Origin of the sequence: Nocardioides nitrophenolicus (assembly GCF_016907515.1) — a bacterium.
Lineage (GTDB): Bacteria > Actinomycetota > Actinomycetes > Propionibacteriales > Nocardioidaceae > Nocardioides > Nocardioides nitrophenolicus.
On record NZ_JAFBBY010000001.1, the window covers coordinates 1,489,761 to 1,505,337 of the forward strand.

Annotated in this window: 19 protein-coding genes; 7 read left to right on the forward strand and 12 right to left on the reverse strand. The window is 73.0% G+C overall.

Annotation, left to right across the window (positions count from 1 at the left end; all coding sequences use genetic code 11):
- Window positions 1-36 precede the first annotated feature (36 nt).
- The 3 genes from JOD66_RS07390 to JOD66_RS07400 are packed head-to-tail and all read left to right on the forward strand — an operon-like array spanning window position 37 to window position 3,980.
- Window positions 37-1,932: a 2-oxoacid:acceptor oxidoreductase subunit alpha gene (locus JOD66_RS07390; protein WP_204836253.1), complete on the forward strand. Its 1,896-nt coding sequence runs from the start codon at window positions 37-39 to the stop codon at window positions 1,930-1,932.
- Window position 1,933: 1 nt separating this feature from the next.
- On the forward strand, window positions 1,934-2,923 hold the full coding sequence (locus tag JOD66_RS07395) for a 2-oxoacid:ferredoxin oxidoreductase subunit beta (RefSeq protein ID WP_204836254.1): 990 nt from the start codon (window positions 1,934-1,936) through the stop codon (window positions 2,921-2,923).
- Between the two features lie 40 nt (window positions 2,924-2,963).
- A complete protein-coding gene (locus JOD66_RS07400) occupies window positions 2,964-3,980 on the forward strand; it encodes a TIGR03617 family F420-dependent LLM class oxidoreductase (protein ID WP_204836255.1) in 1,017 nt (338 codons plus the stop codon).
- Between the two features lie 170 nt (window positions 3,981-4,150).
- On the opposite strand, the gene JOD66_RS07405 is transcribed toward JOD66_RS07400, so the two are convergent.
- Genes JOD66_RS07405 through JOD66_RS07430 form a run of 6 tightly spaced genes read right to left on the reverse strand, consistent with a single transcriptional unit; the run spans window position 4,151 to window position 8,102 of the window.
- Entirely contained in the window at window positions 4,151-4,924 is a 774-nt protein-coding gene (locus JOD66_RS07405; RefSeq protein WP_204836256.1) for an enoyl-CoA hydratase-related protein, read from the reverse strand.
- Window positions 4,921-5,307, reverse strand: a complete 387-nt coding sequence (locus JOD66_RS07410) for a hypothetical protein (protein ID WP_204836257.1) — start codon at window positions 5,305-5,307, stop codon at window positions 4,921-4,923. Before JOD66_RS07410 ends, JOD66_RS07405 begins: the two co-directional genes overlap by 4 nt.
- Window positions 5,304-5,879, reverse strand: a complete 576-nt coding sequence (locus JOD66_RS07415; RefSeq protein ID WP_204836258.1) for a rhomboid family intramembrane serine protease — start codon at window positions 5,877-5,879, stop codon at window positions 5,304-5,306. The genes JOD66_RS07410 and JOD66_RS07415 overlap by 4 nt, the downstream gene beginning before the upstream one ends.
- 17 nt (window positions 5,880-5,896) lie before the next feature.
- Complete coding sequence (locus tag JOD66_RS07420; protein ID WP_204836259.1) at window positions 5,897-6,352, reverse strand: class III extradiol ring-cleavage dioxygenase family protein; 456 nt, start codon at window positions 6,350-6,352, stop codon at window positions 5,897-5,899.
- Window positions 6,349-7,206, reverse strand: coding sequence for a dihydropteroate synthase (gene folP, locus JOD66_RS07425; RefSeq protein WP_204836260.1), 858 nt, complete (start codon window positions 7,204-7,206; stop codon window positions 6,349-6,351). Before folP ends, JOD66_RS07420 begins: the two co-directional genes overlap by 4 nt.
- Window positions 7,206-8,102, reverse strand: coding sequence for a glucosyl-3-phosphoglycerate synthase (locus JOD66_RS07430; RefSeq protein WP_204836261.1), 897 nt, complete (start codon window positions 8,100-8,102; stop codon window positions 7,206-7,208). Before JOD66_RS07430 ends, folP begins: the two co-directional genes overlap by 1 nt.
- Before the next feature lie 116 nt (window positions 8,103-8,218).
- Between JOD66_RS07430 and JOD66_RS07435 the strand changes: the two genes are divergently transcribed.
- Entirely contained in the window at window positions 8,219-8,395 is a 177-nt protein-coding gene (locus JOD66_RS07435) for a hypothetical protein (RefSeq protein WP_204836262.1), read from the forward strand.
- 12 nt (window positions 8,396-8,407) lie between these two features.
- On the opposite strand, the gene JOD66_RS07440 is transcribed toward JOD66_RS07435, so the two are convergent.
- The 3 genes from JOD66_RS07440 to JOD66_RS07450 form a co-directional block, all read right to left on the reverse strand.
- On the reverse strand, window positions 8,408-9,241 hold the full coding sequence (locus JOD66_RS07440; protein ID WP_204836263.1) for an N-acetylmuramoyl-L-alanine amidase family protein: 834 nt from the start codon (window positions 9,239-9,241) through the stop codon (window positions 8,408-8,410).
- Window positions 9,238-10,242 carry a UDP-glucose 4-epimerase GalE gene (gene galE / locus JOD66_RS07445; protein WP_204836264.1) on the reverse strand — a complete coding sequence of 335 codons (1,005 nt, stop codon included), beginning with the start codon at window positions 10,240-10,242 and terminating at the stop codon, window positions 9,238-9,240. The genes JOD66_RS07440 and galE overlap by 4 nt, the downstream gene beginning before the upstream one ends.
- A gap of 63 nt (window positions 10,243-10,305) precedes the next feature.
- Window positions 10,306-10,626 carry a DUF2516 family protein gene (locus JOD66_RS07450; RefSeq protein ID WP_204836265.1) on the reverse strand — a complete coding sequence of 107 codons (321 nt, stop codon included), beginning with the start codon at window positions 10,624-10,626 and terminating at the stop codon, window positions 10,306-10,308.
- A gap of 160 nt (window positions 10,627-10,786) precedes the next feature.
- On the opposite strand from JOD66_RS07450, the gene JOD66_RS07455 reads away from it, so the two are divergent.
- The gene (locus tag JOD66_RS07455) at window positions 10,787-11,152 is read left to right on the forward strand and encodes a hypothetical protein (RefSeq protein WP_204836266.1); all 366 of its coding nucleotides are present in this window, start codon (window positions 10,787-10,789) and stop codon (window positions 11,150-11,152) included.
- A 106-nt stretch (window positions 11,153-11,258) separates the two neighbouring features.
- Here JOD66_RS07455 and JOD66_RS07460 read toward each other — a convergent pair whose 3' ends face one another.
- On the reverse strand, window positions 11,259-11,915 hold the full coding sequence (locus JOD66_RS07460; protein ID WP_204836267.1) for a hypothetical protein: 657 nt from the start codon (window positions 11,913-11,915) through the stop codon (window positions 11,259-11,261).
- Between the two features lie 8 nt (window positions 11,916-11,923).
- On the reverse strand, window positions 11,924-12,373 hold the full coding sequence (locus tag JOD66_RS07465; RefSeq protein ID WP_204836268.1) for a helix-turn-helix domain-containing protein: 450 nt from the start codon (window positions 12,371-12,373) through the stop codon (window positions 11,924-11,926).
- A gap of 137 nt (window positions 12,374-12,510) precedes the next feature.
- Here JOD66_RS07465 and cysC point away from each other — a divergent pair, with 137 nt between their 5' ends.
- Together cysC and JOD66_RS07475 are read left to right on the forward strand one after the other, a co-directional pair.
- Window positions 12,511-14,409 (forward strand): adenylyl-sulfate kinase, encoded by a 1,899-nt coding sequence (gene cysC / locus JOD66_RS07470; protein WP_204836269.1) that lies wholly within the window; start codon window positions 12,511-12,513, stop codon window positions 14,407-14,409.
- Window positions 14,409-15,407, forward strand: coding sequence for a sulfite exporter TauE/SafE family protein (locus JOD66_RS07475; protein ID WP_307823372.1), 999 nt, complete (start codon window positions 14,409-14,411; stop codon window positions 15,405-15,407). The genes cysC and JOD66_RS07475 overlap by 1 nt, the downstream gene beginning before the upstream one ends.
- Before the next feature lie 26 nt (window positions 15,408-15,433).
- Here JOD66_RS07475 and JOD66_RS29010 read toward each other — a convergent pair whose 3' ends face one another.
- Window positions 15,434-15,565 (reverse strand): hypothetical protein, encoded by a 132-nt coding sequence (locus JOD66_RS29010; protein ID WP_275579802.1) that lies wholly within the window; start codon window positions 15,563-15,565, stop codon window positions 15,434-15,436.
- Window positions 15,566-15,577 lie beyond the last annotated feature (12 nt).

Consider the following 15,577-nt stretch of genomic DNA (forward strand, 5'->3'; position numbering starts at 1 on the left):
TCCAGAGTCCTGGCCAGCACGAAGGAGATCAGCCAGATGAGCAGCACGGTGACCGAGCTCGACCGGGTCGTCATCCGCTTCGCGGGAGACTCGGGCGACGGCATGCAGCTGACCGGCGACCGGTTCACCCAGGAGGCGGCGGTCTTCGGGAACGACCTGTCGACCCTGCCGAACTTCCCGGCCGAGATCCGGGCGCCCCAAGGCACCATCCCCGGCGTCTCGTCCTTCCAGCTGCACTTCGCCAACTACGACATCCTCACCCCCGGCGACCGGCCCGACGTCCTGGTCGCGATGAACCCGGCGGCACTCAAGGCCAACGTCGCGGACCTGCCCAAGGGCGCCACCGTCATCGTCGACACCCACGACTTCACCCCGCGGGCGCTGGCCAAGGTGGGCTACGCGAGCAACCCGCTCGAGGACGGCTCGCTCGCGGAGTTCGCGGTGCACGCCCTCGACCTGACCGGCATGACCGTCGAGGCGGTCAAGGACTTCGGCCTGTCCCGCAAGGACGCCGCGCGGTCGAAGAACATGTTCGCGCTCGGCCTGGTGTCCTGGCTCTACGGCCGCGAGGTCGACGGCACGGCGGCCTACCTCGCCGAGAAGTTCGCCCGGAAGGAGACCATCCGCGACGCGAACATCGCCGCGCTGCGGGCGGGCTGGAACTTCGGCGAGACCACCGAGACCTTCGCCGTGTCGTACGTCGTCAAGCCCGCCCCGGTCCGGGCGGGCCGGTACCGCAACATCACCGGCAACACCGCGCTGGCGTACGGCCTGGTCGCGGCCGGCGAGCTCAGCGGGCTGCCGCTGCTCCTGGGCGCCTACCCGATCACGCCGGCCTCCGACGTGCTCCACGAGCTGAGCCGGCACAAGAACTTCGGCATCGCGACCTTCCAGGCGGAGGACGAGATCGCGGCGATCGGCGCCGCCGTCGGTGCGTCCTTCGCCGGCACCCTCGGCGTCACGGTGACCTCCGGTCCCGGTGTCGCGCTGAAGAGCGAGGCGATGGGACTGGCCGTGATGACCGAGCTGCCGCTCGTCGTCATCGACGTCCAGCGCGGCGGGCCCTCCACCGGCCTGCCGACCAAGACCGAGCAGTCCGACCTGATGCAGGCGATGTACGGGCGCAACGGCGAGGCACCGATGCCGGTCCTCGCCGCCCGGTCGCCGAGCGACTGCTTCGACGCGGCGATCGAGGCCGCCCGGATCGCGGTCACCTTCCGGACGCCGGTCCTGCTGCTGTCCGACGGCTATCTCGCCAACGGCTCCGAGCCGTGGGCGATCCCCGACGCGAGCGCGCTGCCGCGGATCGCGCCGGACTTCGCGACCGGCCCCGACGCAGGCGACGGGGAGTTCTGGCCCTACCGCCGGGACCCGGAGACGCTGGCCCGGCCGTGGGCGGTCCCGGGGACCCCGGGCCTGGAGCACCGCATCGGCGGCCTGGAGAAGGCGGGCACCGTCGAGGACGGCAGCGGCAACATCTCCTACGACCCAGCGAACCACGAGCGGATGGTGCACCTGCGTGCCGACAAGGTACGCCGGGTCGCCGACGCGCTCCCGCCGCTGGAGGTCGACGACCCGTCGGGCGAGGCGAGGGTGCTGGTGATCGGCTGGGGCTCGACGTACGGCCCGATCGGCGCGGCCTGCCGCCGGGTCCGCACGGCCGGGCACGCCATCGCCCAGGTGCACCTGCGCCACCTCAACCCGTTCCCCAAGGATCTCGGCGAGCTCCTCGCCCGCTACGACCGGGTGGTGTGCCCGGAGATGAACCTGGGCCAGCTCAGCCGACTGCTGCGCGCGGAGTACCTGGTCGACGTCCGGTCGATCACGACCGTGCGCGGGCTGCCCTTCGGTGCGGAGGCGCTCGCCCACGACCTGCTCGGGCTGCTCGGCGTGCTCGAGCAGGTCACCACGACCCAGGACCCGGAGGCCTGAGATGACGACGACCGACCTGCCCCTGCCCGCGCTCGGGACCGCCCTGGTCCCCATCCTCGCCGACGGCGAGACCCAGACCGCCAAGGACTTCTCCAGCGACCAGGAGGTCCGCTGGTGCCCCGGCTGCGGCGACTACGCCGTGCTCAAGGCCGTCCAGTCCTTCCTCCCCGACCTCGGCCTACGCCGCGAGAACATCGTCTTCGTCTCCGGCATCGGCTGCTCCTCGAGGTTCCCCTACTACCTCGACACCTACGGCATGCACTCCATCCACGGCCGCGCACCCTCGATCGCCACCGGCATCGCCACCGCCCGCGAAGACCTCTCCGTGTGGGTCGTCACCGGCGACGGCGACGCCCTCTCCATCGGCGGCAACCACCTCATCCACGCCCTGCGCCGCAACGTCAACATGACCATCCTGCTGTTCAACAACCGCATCTACGGCCTCACCAAGGGCCAGTACTCCCCCACCAGCGAGGTCGGCAAGGTCACCAAGTCCACCCCCCTGGGCTCCCTCGACCACCCCTTCAACCCCGTCTCCCTGGCCCTGGGCGCCGAAGCCACCTTCGTGGCCCGCACCATCGACTCCGACCGCAAGCACCTCACCGCCGTGCTCGCCGCCGCGGCCGCCCACCGCGGCACCTCACTCGTCGAGATCTACCAGAACTGCCCGATCTTCAACGACGGCGCATTCGACGCCGTCAAGGGACCCGACGCCGCCCAGCGGCTGGTCCGCCTCGAGCCCGGACTCGAGGTCACCGTCGACGGCCAGACCTGGACCCACGACCCCGCCGAGCCCAACCCGGCCCGCCAGTTCGCGCTGTCCCGGATGGACGAGGCGGAGGCGGTCCCGGTCGGGATCTTCCGCCAGGTCGCCCGCCCGACGTACGACGACCAGGCCCGCGCCCAGCTCGCGCACGCCGTGGAGACCCAGGGGCGCGGCGAGCTCCAGGCGCTGCTCGACAGCGGCGACACCTGGTCGGTCGAGGACTGACCACTGCCGCGAGGGGCGCGCGGCGCGCTTGAATGGCTCCGTGCTCCTCGACCTCCAGCTCGACGCCCGCCCGGACGCCGTACGCCCGCGCGCCCGCGAGCTCGCCGCCGCCGGTGCCGCCGGGCTGTTCACCTTCGAAGGCCCCCACGACGTGTTCGTGCCCCTCGCCGCCGTCGCCGGTCAGGTCGACGCCGACCTGATGACCAATGTCGCGATCGCGATGCCGCGCTCGCCGATGCACCTGGCCCACACCGCGTGGGACCTCCAGCTGATGTCGGGCGGGCGGTTCCGGCTGGGCCTGGGCTCCCAGATCCAGCCCCACATCGAGAAGAGGTACGGCGCCCGGTGGTCGCCTCCCGCCGCGCGCATGCGGGAGATCGTCGGCGCCGTCAAGGCGATCCTGCACTCCTGGCAGACCGGCGAGCGGCTGGACTTCCGCGGCGAGCACACCACCCACACGCTGATGCCGCCGACGTTCGTCCCGGGACCGAACCCGTTCGGGCCCCCTCCGGTCCTGCTCGGCGCCCTCGGCCCGGTGATGACCCGCACCGCCGCCGAGGTGGCCGACGGCCTGCTGGTCATGCCCTTCCACAGCCACCGCCACGTCCGCGAGCGCACCCTGCCCGCCGTCGCCGAGGGACTGGCCCGCGCCGGGCGGGCGCCGGGCGAGCTCGCGGTGCACCCGCAGGCGATCGTGGCGATGGGACGCACCGACGCCGAGGTGGTCGCCGCCCGAGCGGGGGTGCGCGCGCTGCTCGCGTTCTACGGCTCCACGCCGGCGTACCGGCCGGTGCTCGAGGTCGAGGGCCGAGCCGACCTCCAGCCCGAGCTCAACCGACTCTCCAAGACCGGCGACGTCGCCGCGATGGGCGCCCTCGTCGACGACGCACTGCTCGACACGATCGCGGTCGCCGGCACCCCCGAGGAGTGCGCGGCCGAGCTCCACCGCCGCTTCGGCGACGTCCCCGGCGTCGAGCGGGTGTGCTGCTACTTCCCCGGCTACGACCCGCCGCTGGACCAGGTGGCGGCGCTGGCCGGGTCCCTCCGTCGCACCTGAGCCCGGCCTCAGCCTGGATCCACCGATCTGCCGCGTCGCGAGCGTCACCAGATGGGTGCGGTGGCAAGGCGTCCGGCGCGAAGGCAGCCTGGTTGGCTGTTGAGCGTCGGCAACGCAGCCAACGTGCCCAGCTGGTGGCGCGCAGCAGCGGGAGATCGGTGGATCCGGCCTCAGCCCCGGAAGGCGGGCTTCTCCTTCGCCAGGAAGGCCCGCACCCCCTCGGCGAAGTCCGGGCCGCCGTACACCTCCCGGAGCAGCGGCTCCTCGTCGGCCGGTGCGGTCTCGGTGATCGCGGCCCGACGGTGCAGCTGCTGCTTGGTCACCCGCAGGGTGACCGGCGAGGCCTGCAGGATCCCGTCGACGAGTGCGCTCACCTCCGCGTCGAGCTCGGCGCGGTCCGCGACCTCGGCGAGGATCGCGCCGGCGGCATACGCGCGGTCGGCGGTGACCAGGCGCGAGGCGAGCAGCATCTCCCGGGTCAGCGACTCGCCGAAGACCTCGGCGCAGCGGTAGAGCACCGGCGAGGAGAGGGCGTTCCCGAGGGTGCGCGCGATCGGGTACCCGAAGCGCGAGGACGCCGTCGCGACCCGCAGGTCGCAGTTGGTGGCCACCGCGAGCCCGCCGCCGACGCAGACGCCGTCGATCGCGGCGATGGTGACCTGCGGGAGCGCGAACAGCCCGTCGAGCATCTCGCGGATCCAGGTCTCGTAGTCGACCGCGTCGGCCGCGAGGAAGTCGGAGATCTCGTTGCCCGCCGCGAACGCCTTGCCGCCCTCGCCGCGGAGCACCACCACCCGCACCGACCGGTCCTCGGCCAGCTCGCGCCACAGCTCGAGCATGCCGGCGTACATCGCCGTGGTGAAGGCGTTGCGGCGCTCGGGGCGGTGGAAGGCCACGGTGACGACGCCGGGGCGGTCGCGGTCGACGAGGAGGTCAGCAGTCACGGTCGCGAGGGTACGGGTACGACGCGCAGCAGCGCGTCCCGCACCCGGGTCCGGCCGGTGAGCAGCCCCAGCCCGACGCCGAGGGTGTTGGCGAGCGCGTCGCGCCAATCCATCATCCGGTCGGACGTCAGCGTGCCCTGCGCCACCTCGAGCGCCGCACCGAGCAGCACCAGCAGCGCGCCGGCCAGCAGCAGCGGCCGGCCGGGCCGGAACAGCTGCACGGCGCCGGCCGCCAGCACGCCGTACACCACCAGGTGCTGCCACTTGTCGCTCGCCGGCACGTCCGGCGCCGGCGGGGGCGAGCCCAGCGAGAGCACCACGACCGCGAGCACCAGCAGCAGCCACAGCCCCAGCCACAGCCGGGGCCAGCGCAGCGCCTTCACACCCGCCGCTCGCGTACGACGACCGCGGCCACCACGCCCGCGACCGCGCCGAAGAGATGACCCTGCCACGAGACGCCCGGCGTACCGGGCAGCACGCCCCACAGCACGCCGCCGTAGACCACGAGCACGCCGAGCCCGACCGCGATCTCCACCGGCCTGCGGTCCACGAAGCCCTGCGCGACCAGGTAGGTCAGCCACCCGAAGATCAGCCCCGACGCGCCGAGGTGGATCGAGCCGCTGCCCGCGACCAGCCACACCGCCAGCCCGCCGAGCAGCCAGATGATCGCGGTCGCCACGAGGCCGCGGCCGATGCCGGTCGCCAGCGCGAGGAAGCCGAGGACCAGCGCCGGCACCGTGTTCGCGCTGAGGTGCCCCCACCCGCCGTGCAGCAGTGGCGCGGCCAGGATCCCCAGCAGGCCCTCCCCGGACCGCGGCCGGATCCCCCACCCGTCGAGCCGGTGGGACGCCGCCACGTCGACGAGCTCGATCGCCCACAGCAGGGCGACGAAGCCGGCGGCGCCGATCGCGGCCACCTGCCAGCCGGGGCGGGTGCGGAGGTCGGTCGGGCGCATGGGGACAGTGTGGCGGGTCAGCCCCAGGTCGCGACCCAGTACTGGACGCCGTACGGCGCGGCGTCGTAGAGCACCTCGGCCTCGGCCAGCGGCGGCAGCCCGCCCAGGCAGGCGGTGTCGGCCCACAGCTCGGCGGCCAGCGCCGGGTCGATGCCGGCGAAGGACTCCCGCAGCGAGGCGTCGAACGCCTCCGCCCGCTCGTCGAAGTGGCCGGGCGCCTTCTCGGTGCGCGTCGCCGAGCCGTTGCCGACCACGAGCACGCCGGACTCGTCGTGCTCGACGACCGCGGCTCCGGCCGCGGCCACCAGCGCGGCCGCGACCCGCTCACCGGAGGCTCCGGACGCGACCACCCGCACCCGCGGCCCCAGCGCGGAGACCGCCGTCAGGCAGGCCGAGCGCAGCTCGGCCACCGGATCCTCCAGCGACGCGTACGCCGGCAGCAGGGCCGGGACGCCCGGCACCAGGGCGATCACTGGATGCCCCGGATCGCCCGCAGCGGCGGCCGGCGCCCCGCGATCGACCACACCATGTCGACCGTCTGCCGGGTCTCGACCACCTGGTGCACCCGGTAGATCCGCGCGCCCGCGAGCGCGCAGACCGAGGTGGCGGCGAGGGTGCCGAGCAGCCGCTCGCCCACGTCGAGCCCGAGCGTCTCGCCGACGAAGTCCTTGTTGGACAGCGACACCAGCACCGGCCAGCCGGTGGCCACCATCTCCCCCAGCCGGCGGGTGACCTCGAGCGAGTGGAAGGTGTTCTTGCCGAAGTCGTGGGCCGGGTCGATGACGATCGACTCGCGCGCGACGCCCGCCGCCAGGGCGCGCTCGGCGTACGCGACGGTGTCGGCGATCGCGGCGGCGACCACGTCGTCGTACTCGATCCGGTAGGGGCGGGTCCGGGGCGTGACCCCCCCGGTGTGGGTGCAGACGATCGCGGCGTCGTACTCGGCCGCGACGTCGACCAGCTCCGGGTCCGCGCCGCCCCACGCGTCGTTGAGGACGTCGGCGCCGGCGGCGCACACGGCCGCGCCGACCTCGGCCCGCCAGGTGTCGACCGAGATGACGAGGTCCGGGTAGGTCTCACGGACCCGGGCGACGAAGTCGACCACGCGCTCCCTCTCCTCGGCGGCCGAGATCTCCACGCCCGGCGCCGCCTTGATCCCGCCGATGTCGACGATCTCCGCGCCCTGCGCAACCACCTCGGCGACCCGCGCGAACGCGGCGTCCTCGGCCCAGGTCGCGCCCTTGTCGAAGAACGAGTCCGGGGTCCGGTTGACGATCGCCATCATCAGCGGCTCGTCGTCCCCGAACGCGTGCCGTCCGAGATTCATCACAGGTACGCCTCCGCCGCCGGTCGCTCGAGAGTCGGTACGACGCGCTCGACCGGCTCGAGCCCGCGCAGGTACTGCTTCAGCACCGCCTCGGCCGCCCCGTCGGCCGGAGCGACCCCGGCCCGGGCGAGCGCCGCCGCGATGATCTGGGTCGCCATCCCGCCCAGGTCGCGCAGCGCCTGGTGCCGGTGGGCGCGCACGCCGAGGTCCACCTGGGCGATCGCGGCGGGCCCGGCCGCGCGGACGGTGTCGACCAGCGCGGCCAGCTCGACGGCGTACCCGGTCGGCACGCTCAGCCCGGCGAACCACGACCGGCGGACCGCCCACTCGCCCGCGAGCGGCTGAACGAGCGGCCCGAGCTCCGGGAAGAGCAGCGCGATCAGCGGGCGCGCGACCAGCTCGGTGACCCGGCCGCCCTCGAGCGGACCGTCGGCGCCGGGCCGGTCGTAGAAGCCCTTGACCAGCCGCACCCGCGGGTCGTGCAGCAGCGGGCCGAGCAGGCCGGGCACGAAATGCGTGTCCCAGTCGTGGAGGTCGGCGTCCATGAAGACCACCAGGTCGCCGGACGTCACGAACAGCGACTTCCACATCGCCTCGCCCTTGCCGGGATGGCTGCCGAGGTCGGGCCGGATCTCGGCGGCGCGGTGCACCCGGGCGCCGGCCGACTCCGCGACGGCGTAGGTGTCGTCGACCGAGTCGCTGTCGATGACGACCACCTCGTCGACGAGGGAGACGGTGTCCATCAGCGCGGTCCGGACTCGCGAGACGACCGCACCGACGGTGGCGGCCTCGTTGCGGGCGGGCACGACCAGGCTGACCCGCTGGCCGGTGGCGGACTTCTGCCTCAACAGCCCCTCGAGGGCCCAGTCGTCCCAGTGACCGGCCCGGATGCCCATGCCCGCCAACCTACCGCTCGCTTTCACCCCTCCGATCGCCTCCCCAACCCCGGAACCCGGTGTTACTGTCGAAGGGTCTCGGGAAAGTGGGTGCTCCCTCACTCCTGGAGTTGGTCATGTCGTTTCGCCGTTTCCGACGCAAGGTGCGCTGCGTGCTCAAGCACGGGCCGCGCGGCTGCCCGCACATCGAGCGGCACACCCGCCGCCCCAAGCGGCGCCCCCTCCCGGCCCCCGCCCCGCCGCTCGCCCCGCCGCTCGACGCGCCGCCGCTCGGGAGGCACGCCCGCCACTGAGCCGGGCGCCGGTCAGGCCCCGAGGTAGCTGCGGACCGCCGCGACCACCGCCCGCGCATAGCGCCGCCGTCCCGCCTCGCTCTCCATCACCGCCGCGTCACCCGGGTGACGCATGTTGCCGAGCTCAGCCATCACCGCCGGCACCTCGGAGAGGTTCAGGGTGCCCAGGTCGTCGCGGACGTCGATCCCGTCCTCGCCGAGATAGGTCGACGTCGCGAATCCCGCGGCCACCAGGGCGTCGCGGAGCGCCCGCGCCAGCCGCTCCGCGCGCGCGGCCGGCTCGCCTGTCTCGCCCTCGCGCACCGGCCGCCGGATCACGTGGAACCCGTGGGCGCTGCTCGCCAGGTTCCCGTCGGCGTGCAGGCTGATCCGCAGCTCGGCGGTCGGCCCCGGCTCCCCCGGGTTGCCGACCCGGCCCCGCTCGTCGATGCACGGTCCCCACGCGGCGGCCGAGTTCTCGTCGCGGGTCAGCAGCACTCGTGCGCCGAGCGCCCGCAGCCGGCGGCGCACCTCGGTCGCCACCTGCCAGGTGAAGGTCGCCTCCGGGTAGCCGTCGTCGCTCGACGTACCGGTGGTGTTGCAGGCCTTGTCGAAGCCGCCGGCGTCGACCAGCCGGTTGATCTGCGCCGGGAACCGGGCATTGCCGAGCTGATGTCCCGGGTCGAGCACCACCACCCGGCCCGCCAGCGGCCTCGGCGTCGGTGGCGTCGGCGCCGGCTCCGCGGTCGGCGGGCTCGACGCCATGGTGGAACCGGTCGGCGTGGACGTGGGGCGCGCCGGAGCGTCCGTCGTACAGCCCGCGGCGAGGGCGGCGAGGCAGACGAGGACGACGGGCCAGGGCCTCACGCGTACCCCAGCACGTCCTTCCGCTTCTCCCCCCACGCGAGCGCCGAGGCGATCGCCTCGTCGAGCGACAGCTCGGCGCGCCAGCCCAGCAGCCGCAGCGCCTTGTCGGCGTTCGCGAACGCACCGGGAGCGTCGCCCGGCCGCGCCGGCGCCTCCACCACCGGGACCGGCCTGCCCACGACCCGCTCCACCGCGGCGAGCAGCTCGCGTACGGTGACGCCGTCGCCCCCGCCGAGGTTGATGTAGGTGTAGGGCGCCCCGACGGTCGCGAGCACGCCGTCGAACTCCTCGACCGCCCGCACGTGCGCCCGCGCCAGGTCCCAGACGTGGATGTAGTCGCGGATGCCCGTGCCGTCGCGGGTCGGATGGTCGGTGCCGGTGAGCGTGAAGCTCTCCCGGAAGCCCAGCGCGGTCTGCGCCATCAGCGGCACCACGTGGGTCGCGTCGCGCAGGTGGTAGCCGGTGGTCAGGTCCGGGTCGGCGCCGATCGGGTTGAAGTAGCGCAGGATGATCGCGCGCAGGTCCGTGGCCCGGGCGAGGTCCTCCAGGACCTGCTCCATCATCCGCTTGGTGCGGGCGTACGGCGAGGTCGGGTCGACCGGGTCCTCCTCGGTCACCTCGAACCGCGGCGTGAGCGCGTAGAGGGAGGCCGTCGAGGAGAACAGGATCCGGGGCTTCCCCAGCGCGGTCAGCTCGTCGAACATCTCCAGCGACTTGGCCACGTTGTCGCGGTAGTACTCGTACGGCAGCTCGACGGACTCCGGGACGACGATCCGCGCCGCCATGTGCACCGTCGCGTCCAGGTCGGGATGCTCGGCCACGATCCGGCGCAGCAGCGCACGGTCCGCGATGTCGCCCTCGTAGAACACCCGGTCGCCGACGTACGCACGCGGACCGGTCAGCAGCGAGTCGAGGATCACCGGGGTGTGCCCGGCCTGCTCGAGCGCCCGGGCCGTGATCGATCCGAGGTAGCCGGCGCCACCGGTGACGAGAACCTTCATGGCCCCGACCCTACTGAGGCGGCCCCGGAACGATCTGATCCTCCGGTGTCGTCGGCCGCCGGGTCAGCGCCGCCGCAGGCCGGCCAGGGCCGGGCGCACGTCGGCGAGGTAGACCAGCGCCGCGACCAGCAGCGCCAGGTTGATCAGGCTCAACGGCACCGGCACCACCTGGATCAGCAGCCCGACGCCCAGGATCGCGCACCAGGCCGCCTTGGACATCTTGTCGGCGGCGGAGTACGACTCGGCGGAGTACAGCAGGGCGCTGACGAAGGCGAAGATCTTGATGGCGAGTAGCGCGAACGAGACGCCGACGAAGATCCACGCCTCGATGTCGGCGCCCACACCCAGCCATGAGGGCAGGGGCGGGACGAAGGCATCGCTCATGAGCTCAGCGTAGTCGGCACCCCGCACCACCCCGCGACCTCGTTCGTCCACAGCCCCCTTCTCCCACCCCTTCCTCCACAGGCATCGCCGGTACGCGCACCCGAACCCCGCCTCGGATGACAGCCTGATCCTCCCGACGCACAATCACGAGGTGGGCCCGTTGACCGAACCGCAGATCTGGACGCTGATCGCCGTCTTCGCCAGCATCATGCTGGGCGTTCAGCAATGGTCCTTCAGCTCGCTCCGGCGGGAGATGGCGGCCGGGTTCGCCCGCCAGGACCTGCGCTCGGACGCGCTCGACGCCAAGATCGACGACCGCTTCGCCACCCTCGACGCCAAGATCGACGACCGCTTCGCCACCCTCGACGCCAAGATCGACCACACCCGCGCCAGCCTGGAAGTCAAGATCGACCTCAACCTCGAGCTGGTGGACGCCCGGTTCAGCGATGTCGGTCACCGACTCGCCGCGCTCGAGTCCGACCTGACTCTGATCAAGGGCCACCTGATCAGGCAGCACTCCGCCTGAGCCCGCCGCCCCGGGCCCCGGCCCCGGCCCCCGAGAACGCGACACCGGCCCGAGAACGCAGCACGGCCCCGAGACAGAAGTCTCGGGGCCGCGTCGCTCAGCGGCTTCAGCCGGCCGGCGTGGCCTTCTTGGCCGCGGGCGCCTTCTTCGCGGGAGCCTTCTTGGCAGCCGGCGCCTTCTTGGCCGGGGCCTTCTTGGCGGCGGGCGCCTTCGTGGCGGGAGCCTTCTTGGCGGCGGGCGCCTTCTTGACGGGGGCGGGCGACGCGGGGGCCTCGCCGGTGCGCAGCTTCACGACGACGCCCTCACCGCGCTTGGCGAGGTCGGCGTACAGCGCGGTGGCGGTGGCGACGTTGTCGTCGTACGCACCCTTCACGCTGCTCTGCACCTTGGCGGGGAGCGCCTTGGCGTCGGCCTGGAGGCCGGCGATGCGAGCCTCGGCCTGGGTACGACGCTCGGCGAAGGTCGCGACGGCCTTGCCCTGCAGGCTCTTCGGCTCGGGAAGCTCGAAGCCCTTCACGGTGCCCTTGACGGTGCTCTGCACGTCGGCGACGCGGGCGGTGACGTCCTTCTGTACGTCGGTGACGTAGGCGATGGCCTTGGCCTGCACGTCGGCGACGTAGGTGCGGACCTCCTCGACGGCGAGGTCGATCACGCCGACGCCGGCGTAGATCGGCTTCGCGGCGGCCGCGGGGATCTCGGGGAGGTCGACCTTCTTGAGGTCGATGGTCGGGATCTCGATCTTGGGGAGCTCGAGCTTCGGCATTGCTGGTTTCACCCTTCGTTGGCGACGGCGTCTGAGTCCGTCTCGGTGTTGGTCGGCGCGTCCTCCTGCGCCTCAGCGGCGTCCGTGGAGCCATCCGTGTCGGCCGCGTTGAGCGCGAGGAACGATGCGTAGACATCGAGGAGCGACTGCTTCTGTCGCTCGGTGAGACCGGTGTCGCTCACGATGGCGAGCTCGACCGATCCCCCCACGCCGTCATCAGGGCTGAGGATCCCGGCCCTGATGTAGAGCTGCTCGGCGGAGATCCGCAGGGCCTTGGCGATCTGCTGCAGCACCTCGGCCGACGGCTTGCGAAGCCCCCGCTCGATCTGGCTCAGGTAGGGGTTGGAGACGCCCGCCTGGTCGGCGAGCTGCCGCAGGGAGAGCCGGGCGGACACCCGCTGCTCCTTGAGGTAGTCACCCAGTGACCCGACGGTCTTTCCGACCTTGCCCTTCGCCATGACCCCATGGTGCTAGCTGTAGTTAGCAGATTGCAAGCAGGGACGGCGTGAACTCGTTCACAAGCCCACCGCCCGCACGGTCCCACCTACCACTGTTCAAATCGGATCAACTCACTCGACTCTGTACGATCACCCGTGTGTCACGCCCGCCCCTGCCCCAGCACTGCCCGACGCAGCGCGAGCTCGACGACCTCGAGCTGCTGACGTCCGGAGCGGCCGACCCGATCCGCGGGTTCAACGAGCCGGGCAGCCCCCTCACGCTCTCCCTGCCCGACGACCTGCTCGCGCACCTCGACGAAGGCCACGAGGTCGAGCTGGTCGACCCCGAGGGTCTCCCCCTCGCCCGGGTCTCCAGCGCGCTGCGCGGCCTCGCGGTCACACCGCTCACGCACGCGCAGTTCGGCGCCTTCCGCCGCCTGCACCGCACGCCCGCCGCCGTGCGCCAGCAATACGCGGGCCGCACCTTCGTCCCGGTCACCGACCTGATGACCGACGTCCAGGTCGACCAGCTCCGCGGGCTCGGCCCGGTCGTGCTGCTCGCCCTCGTCGGCGCCGGCACCCCCGCCGTCAGCCCGGTCGGCCTGCTGCGCGCCACGCTGCGGGTCGCGGAGACCCTCGACGCGGCCGTGGTCGCCGTCCCTCTCGCCGACCACGCCTCGCTCGCCGACCCGGCGCTGCGCATCTCCGTGCTGACGTCGTACGCCGACACCGACCCCGTCGTCGAGCTCGCCTACGGCGGTCACCTGCTCCCGGAGCTCGCCGACATCGCCGAGGCGGAGCGGCCGCGCCCCGACCAGCAGGGGCTGGTGCTCTTCTTCACCGGCCTGTCGGGCAGCGGCAAGTCGACGCTGGCCCAGGCCCTGATGGACCGCCTCCTCGAGCACGGCGGACGGACGCTGACCAGCCTCGACGGCGACGTCGTGCGCCGCAACCTGTCGGCCGGGCTGACCTTCTCCAAGGAGGACCGCGAGACCAACATCCGCCGGATCGGCTGGGTCGCCGCCGAGATCTCCCGCCACGGGGGGATCGCGGTCTGCAGCCCGATCGCGCCCTTCGACGAGACCCGCCAGCAGGTGCGGGCGATGGTCGAGCAGGCCGGCGGCGCCTTCTTCCTGGTCCACGTCGCGACCCCGCTGGAGGAGTGCGAGCGGCGCGACCGCAAGGGTCTGTACGCCAAGGCCCGGCGCGGCGAGATCCCCGAGTTCACCGGCATCTCCTCGCCCTACGAGGAGCCCGCCGACGCCGACGTCCGGGTCGACACCACCGGCCGCACCATCGAGGACGCCCTCGACGACGTGATCCAGGCGCTGCGCGCGGCGGGCTACGTCGACCTCACGGCGCCCGCCGCGCCACCCGGGCGGGCCACTCCGACACCCCCCGCCACCCCGAGAGCGGAGCAGGCCGCGGAGCCGGCGCCGGAGATCGCCGAGATCGTGGCCGCCGGCACCCGCACCTCCGTCGGCGAGGCCCGCCCGCTGCGGGTGCTCTTCGTCTGCACCGCGAACATCTGCCGCTCGCCGTACATGGAGCTGCGCTCGCGAGCCCTCGCCGGCGCCGACGGCGGGATCGAGTTCGCCAGCGCGGGCACCCACGGGTTCAACGCCCACCGGGTGGACCGGACCATGGCCGAGGTGCTCGCCGAACGCGGCGTGGGGGCCGAGCTGCTCAACGGCTTCGCCAGCCGCCCACTCACCGACGACCTGATCGAGGCCGCCGACCTGGTGCTGACCGCGGAGGCGGCGCACCGGCAGTTCGTGCTCGAGGAGGTGCCGAGCGCGTTCCGCAAGGCGTTCACCCTCGGCCAGTTCGCGGAGTCGGTGGAGCGGGTCGCTCCCGACCTGCACGGCGTCGAGCTGGTGACGGCCGTCGGACACCGCCGGGCGGGCACGGCCGACCATCACGACATCCGCGACCCCTACCGCCGGGGCAAGGCGGCGGCCGAGGTGTCGGCCGACCAGATCGACGGCCTCCTCCAGGCCGTGCTGCGCCGGCTGGCGCCGCCGACCCCGACCACTCCACAGACAGGCGACGCGTAGTGGACCTCCTCACCCTCACCGCGCTGTCCATCGCGGCCGCCGGCTTCCTGGTCGGCATCGTGGTCGGCCTCACCGGGATGGGCGGCGGGGCGTTGATGACGCCCGCGCTGATCTTCCTGGGCGTGGGACACACCTCCGCGATCGTCACCGCCGACCTGACCGCGGCCGCGGTCTACAAGACCGGCGGCGCGATCACCCACGCTCGCGAGGGGTCGCCCAACCTGCGACTGGCCGGCTGGCTGATCCTGGGCTCGGTGCCGATGGCCTTCCTCGGCCCCTGGCTGGTGAAGTCGCTCACCGACGACCCCACCCAGCTCGAGAAGACCCTCAAGCTCTGCATCGGCGTCGCGCTGCTGTTCGCCGCGTCGACGTACGCCCTGCGTCTCTACATCAACCTGAAGCGGGTGCGCCGGGGCGGCGCGCTGCCCGACGACGACCCGCGGATCCGACCGGTCCCGACGCTGCTCGTCGGCATGCTGGGCGGCCTGCTCGTCGGCGTCACCAGCGTCGGATCCGGCTCGGTCATCATGATCGCGCTGCTCATGCTCTACCCCGGCCTGTCGGCGGTCCGCCTGGTCGGCACCGACCTGGTGCAGGCGGTGCCGCTGGTGCTCAGCGCCGCGCTGGCGAACATCGCCATCCACGGCCTGGAGTGGGACCTGCTCATCCCGCTCGTGGTCGGCTCGGTGCCCGGCACCCTGCTCGGCTCGCGGCTCGCGCCGCGGGTGCCGCAGTCGTTCATCCGCCGCGGGATCGTGATCGTGCTGACCATGTCGGGCGTGGCACTGCTGTTCAAGGCCGGCCTGCACCCGTTCGGCGAGGGCCACGAGACGCTGGAGGCGGTGCTGGTCGCCGCGATCGGCGTGGCGATGCTGGCGCTGGTGCCCCTGGTGTGGGGCCTGCTCCGCAAGCGGCTAGGGATGCCGATGTTCGGCGCGCCCACGGTCGCCGAGATCGAGTCCTTCGGCAGTCGCGACAAGAGGCGCACCCGGGCCTGAGGCCCCTGGGCCTCAGGCGCCTCGGGTCAGCCGACGAGCTCGCGCTGCGCCTCGGCGTGGAACGGACGCTCGGACGCGGCGGCTCGCGCCAGCCCGAACGTCAGGACGGCCGCGGCGGCGATCCACGTCGCGCCCGCGGCTCCGATCAGCATCTCCATGGCAGTCCCCCT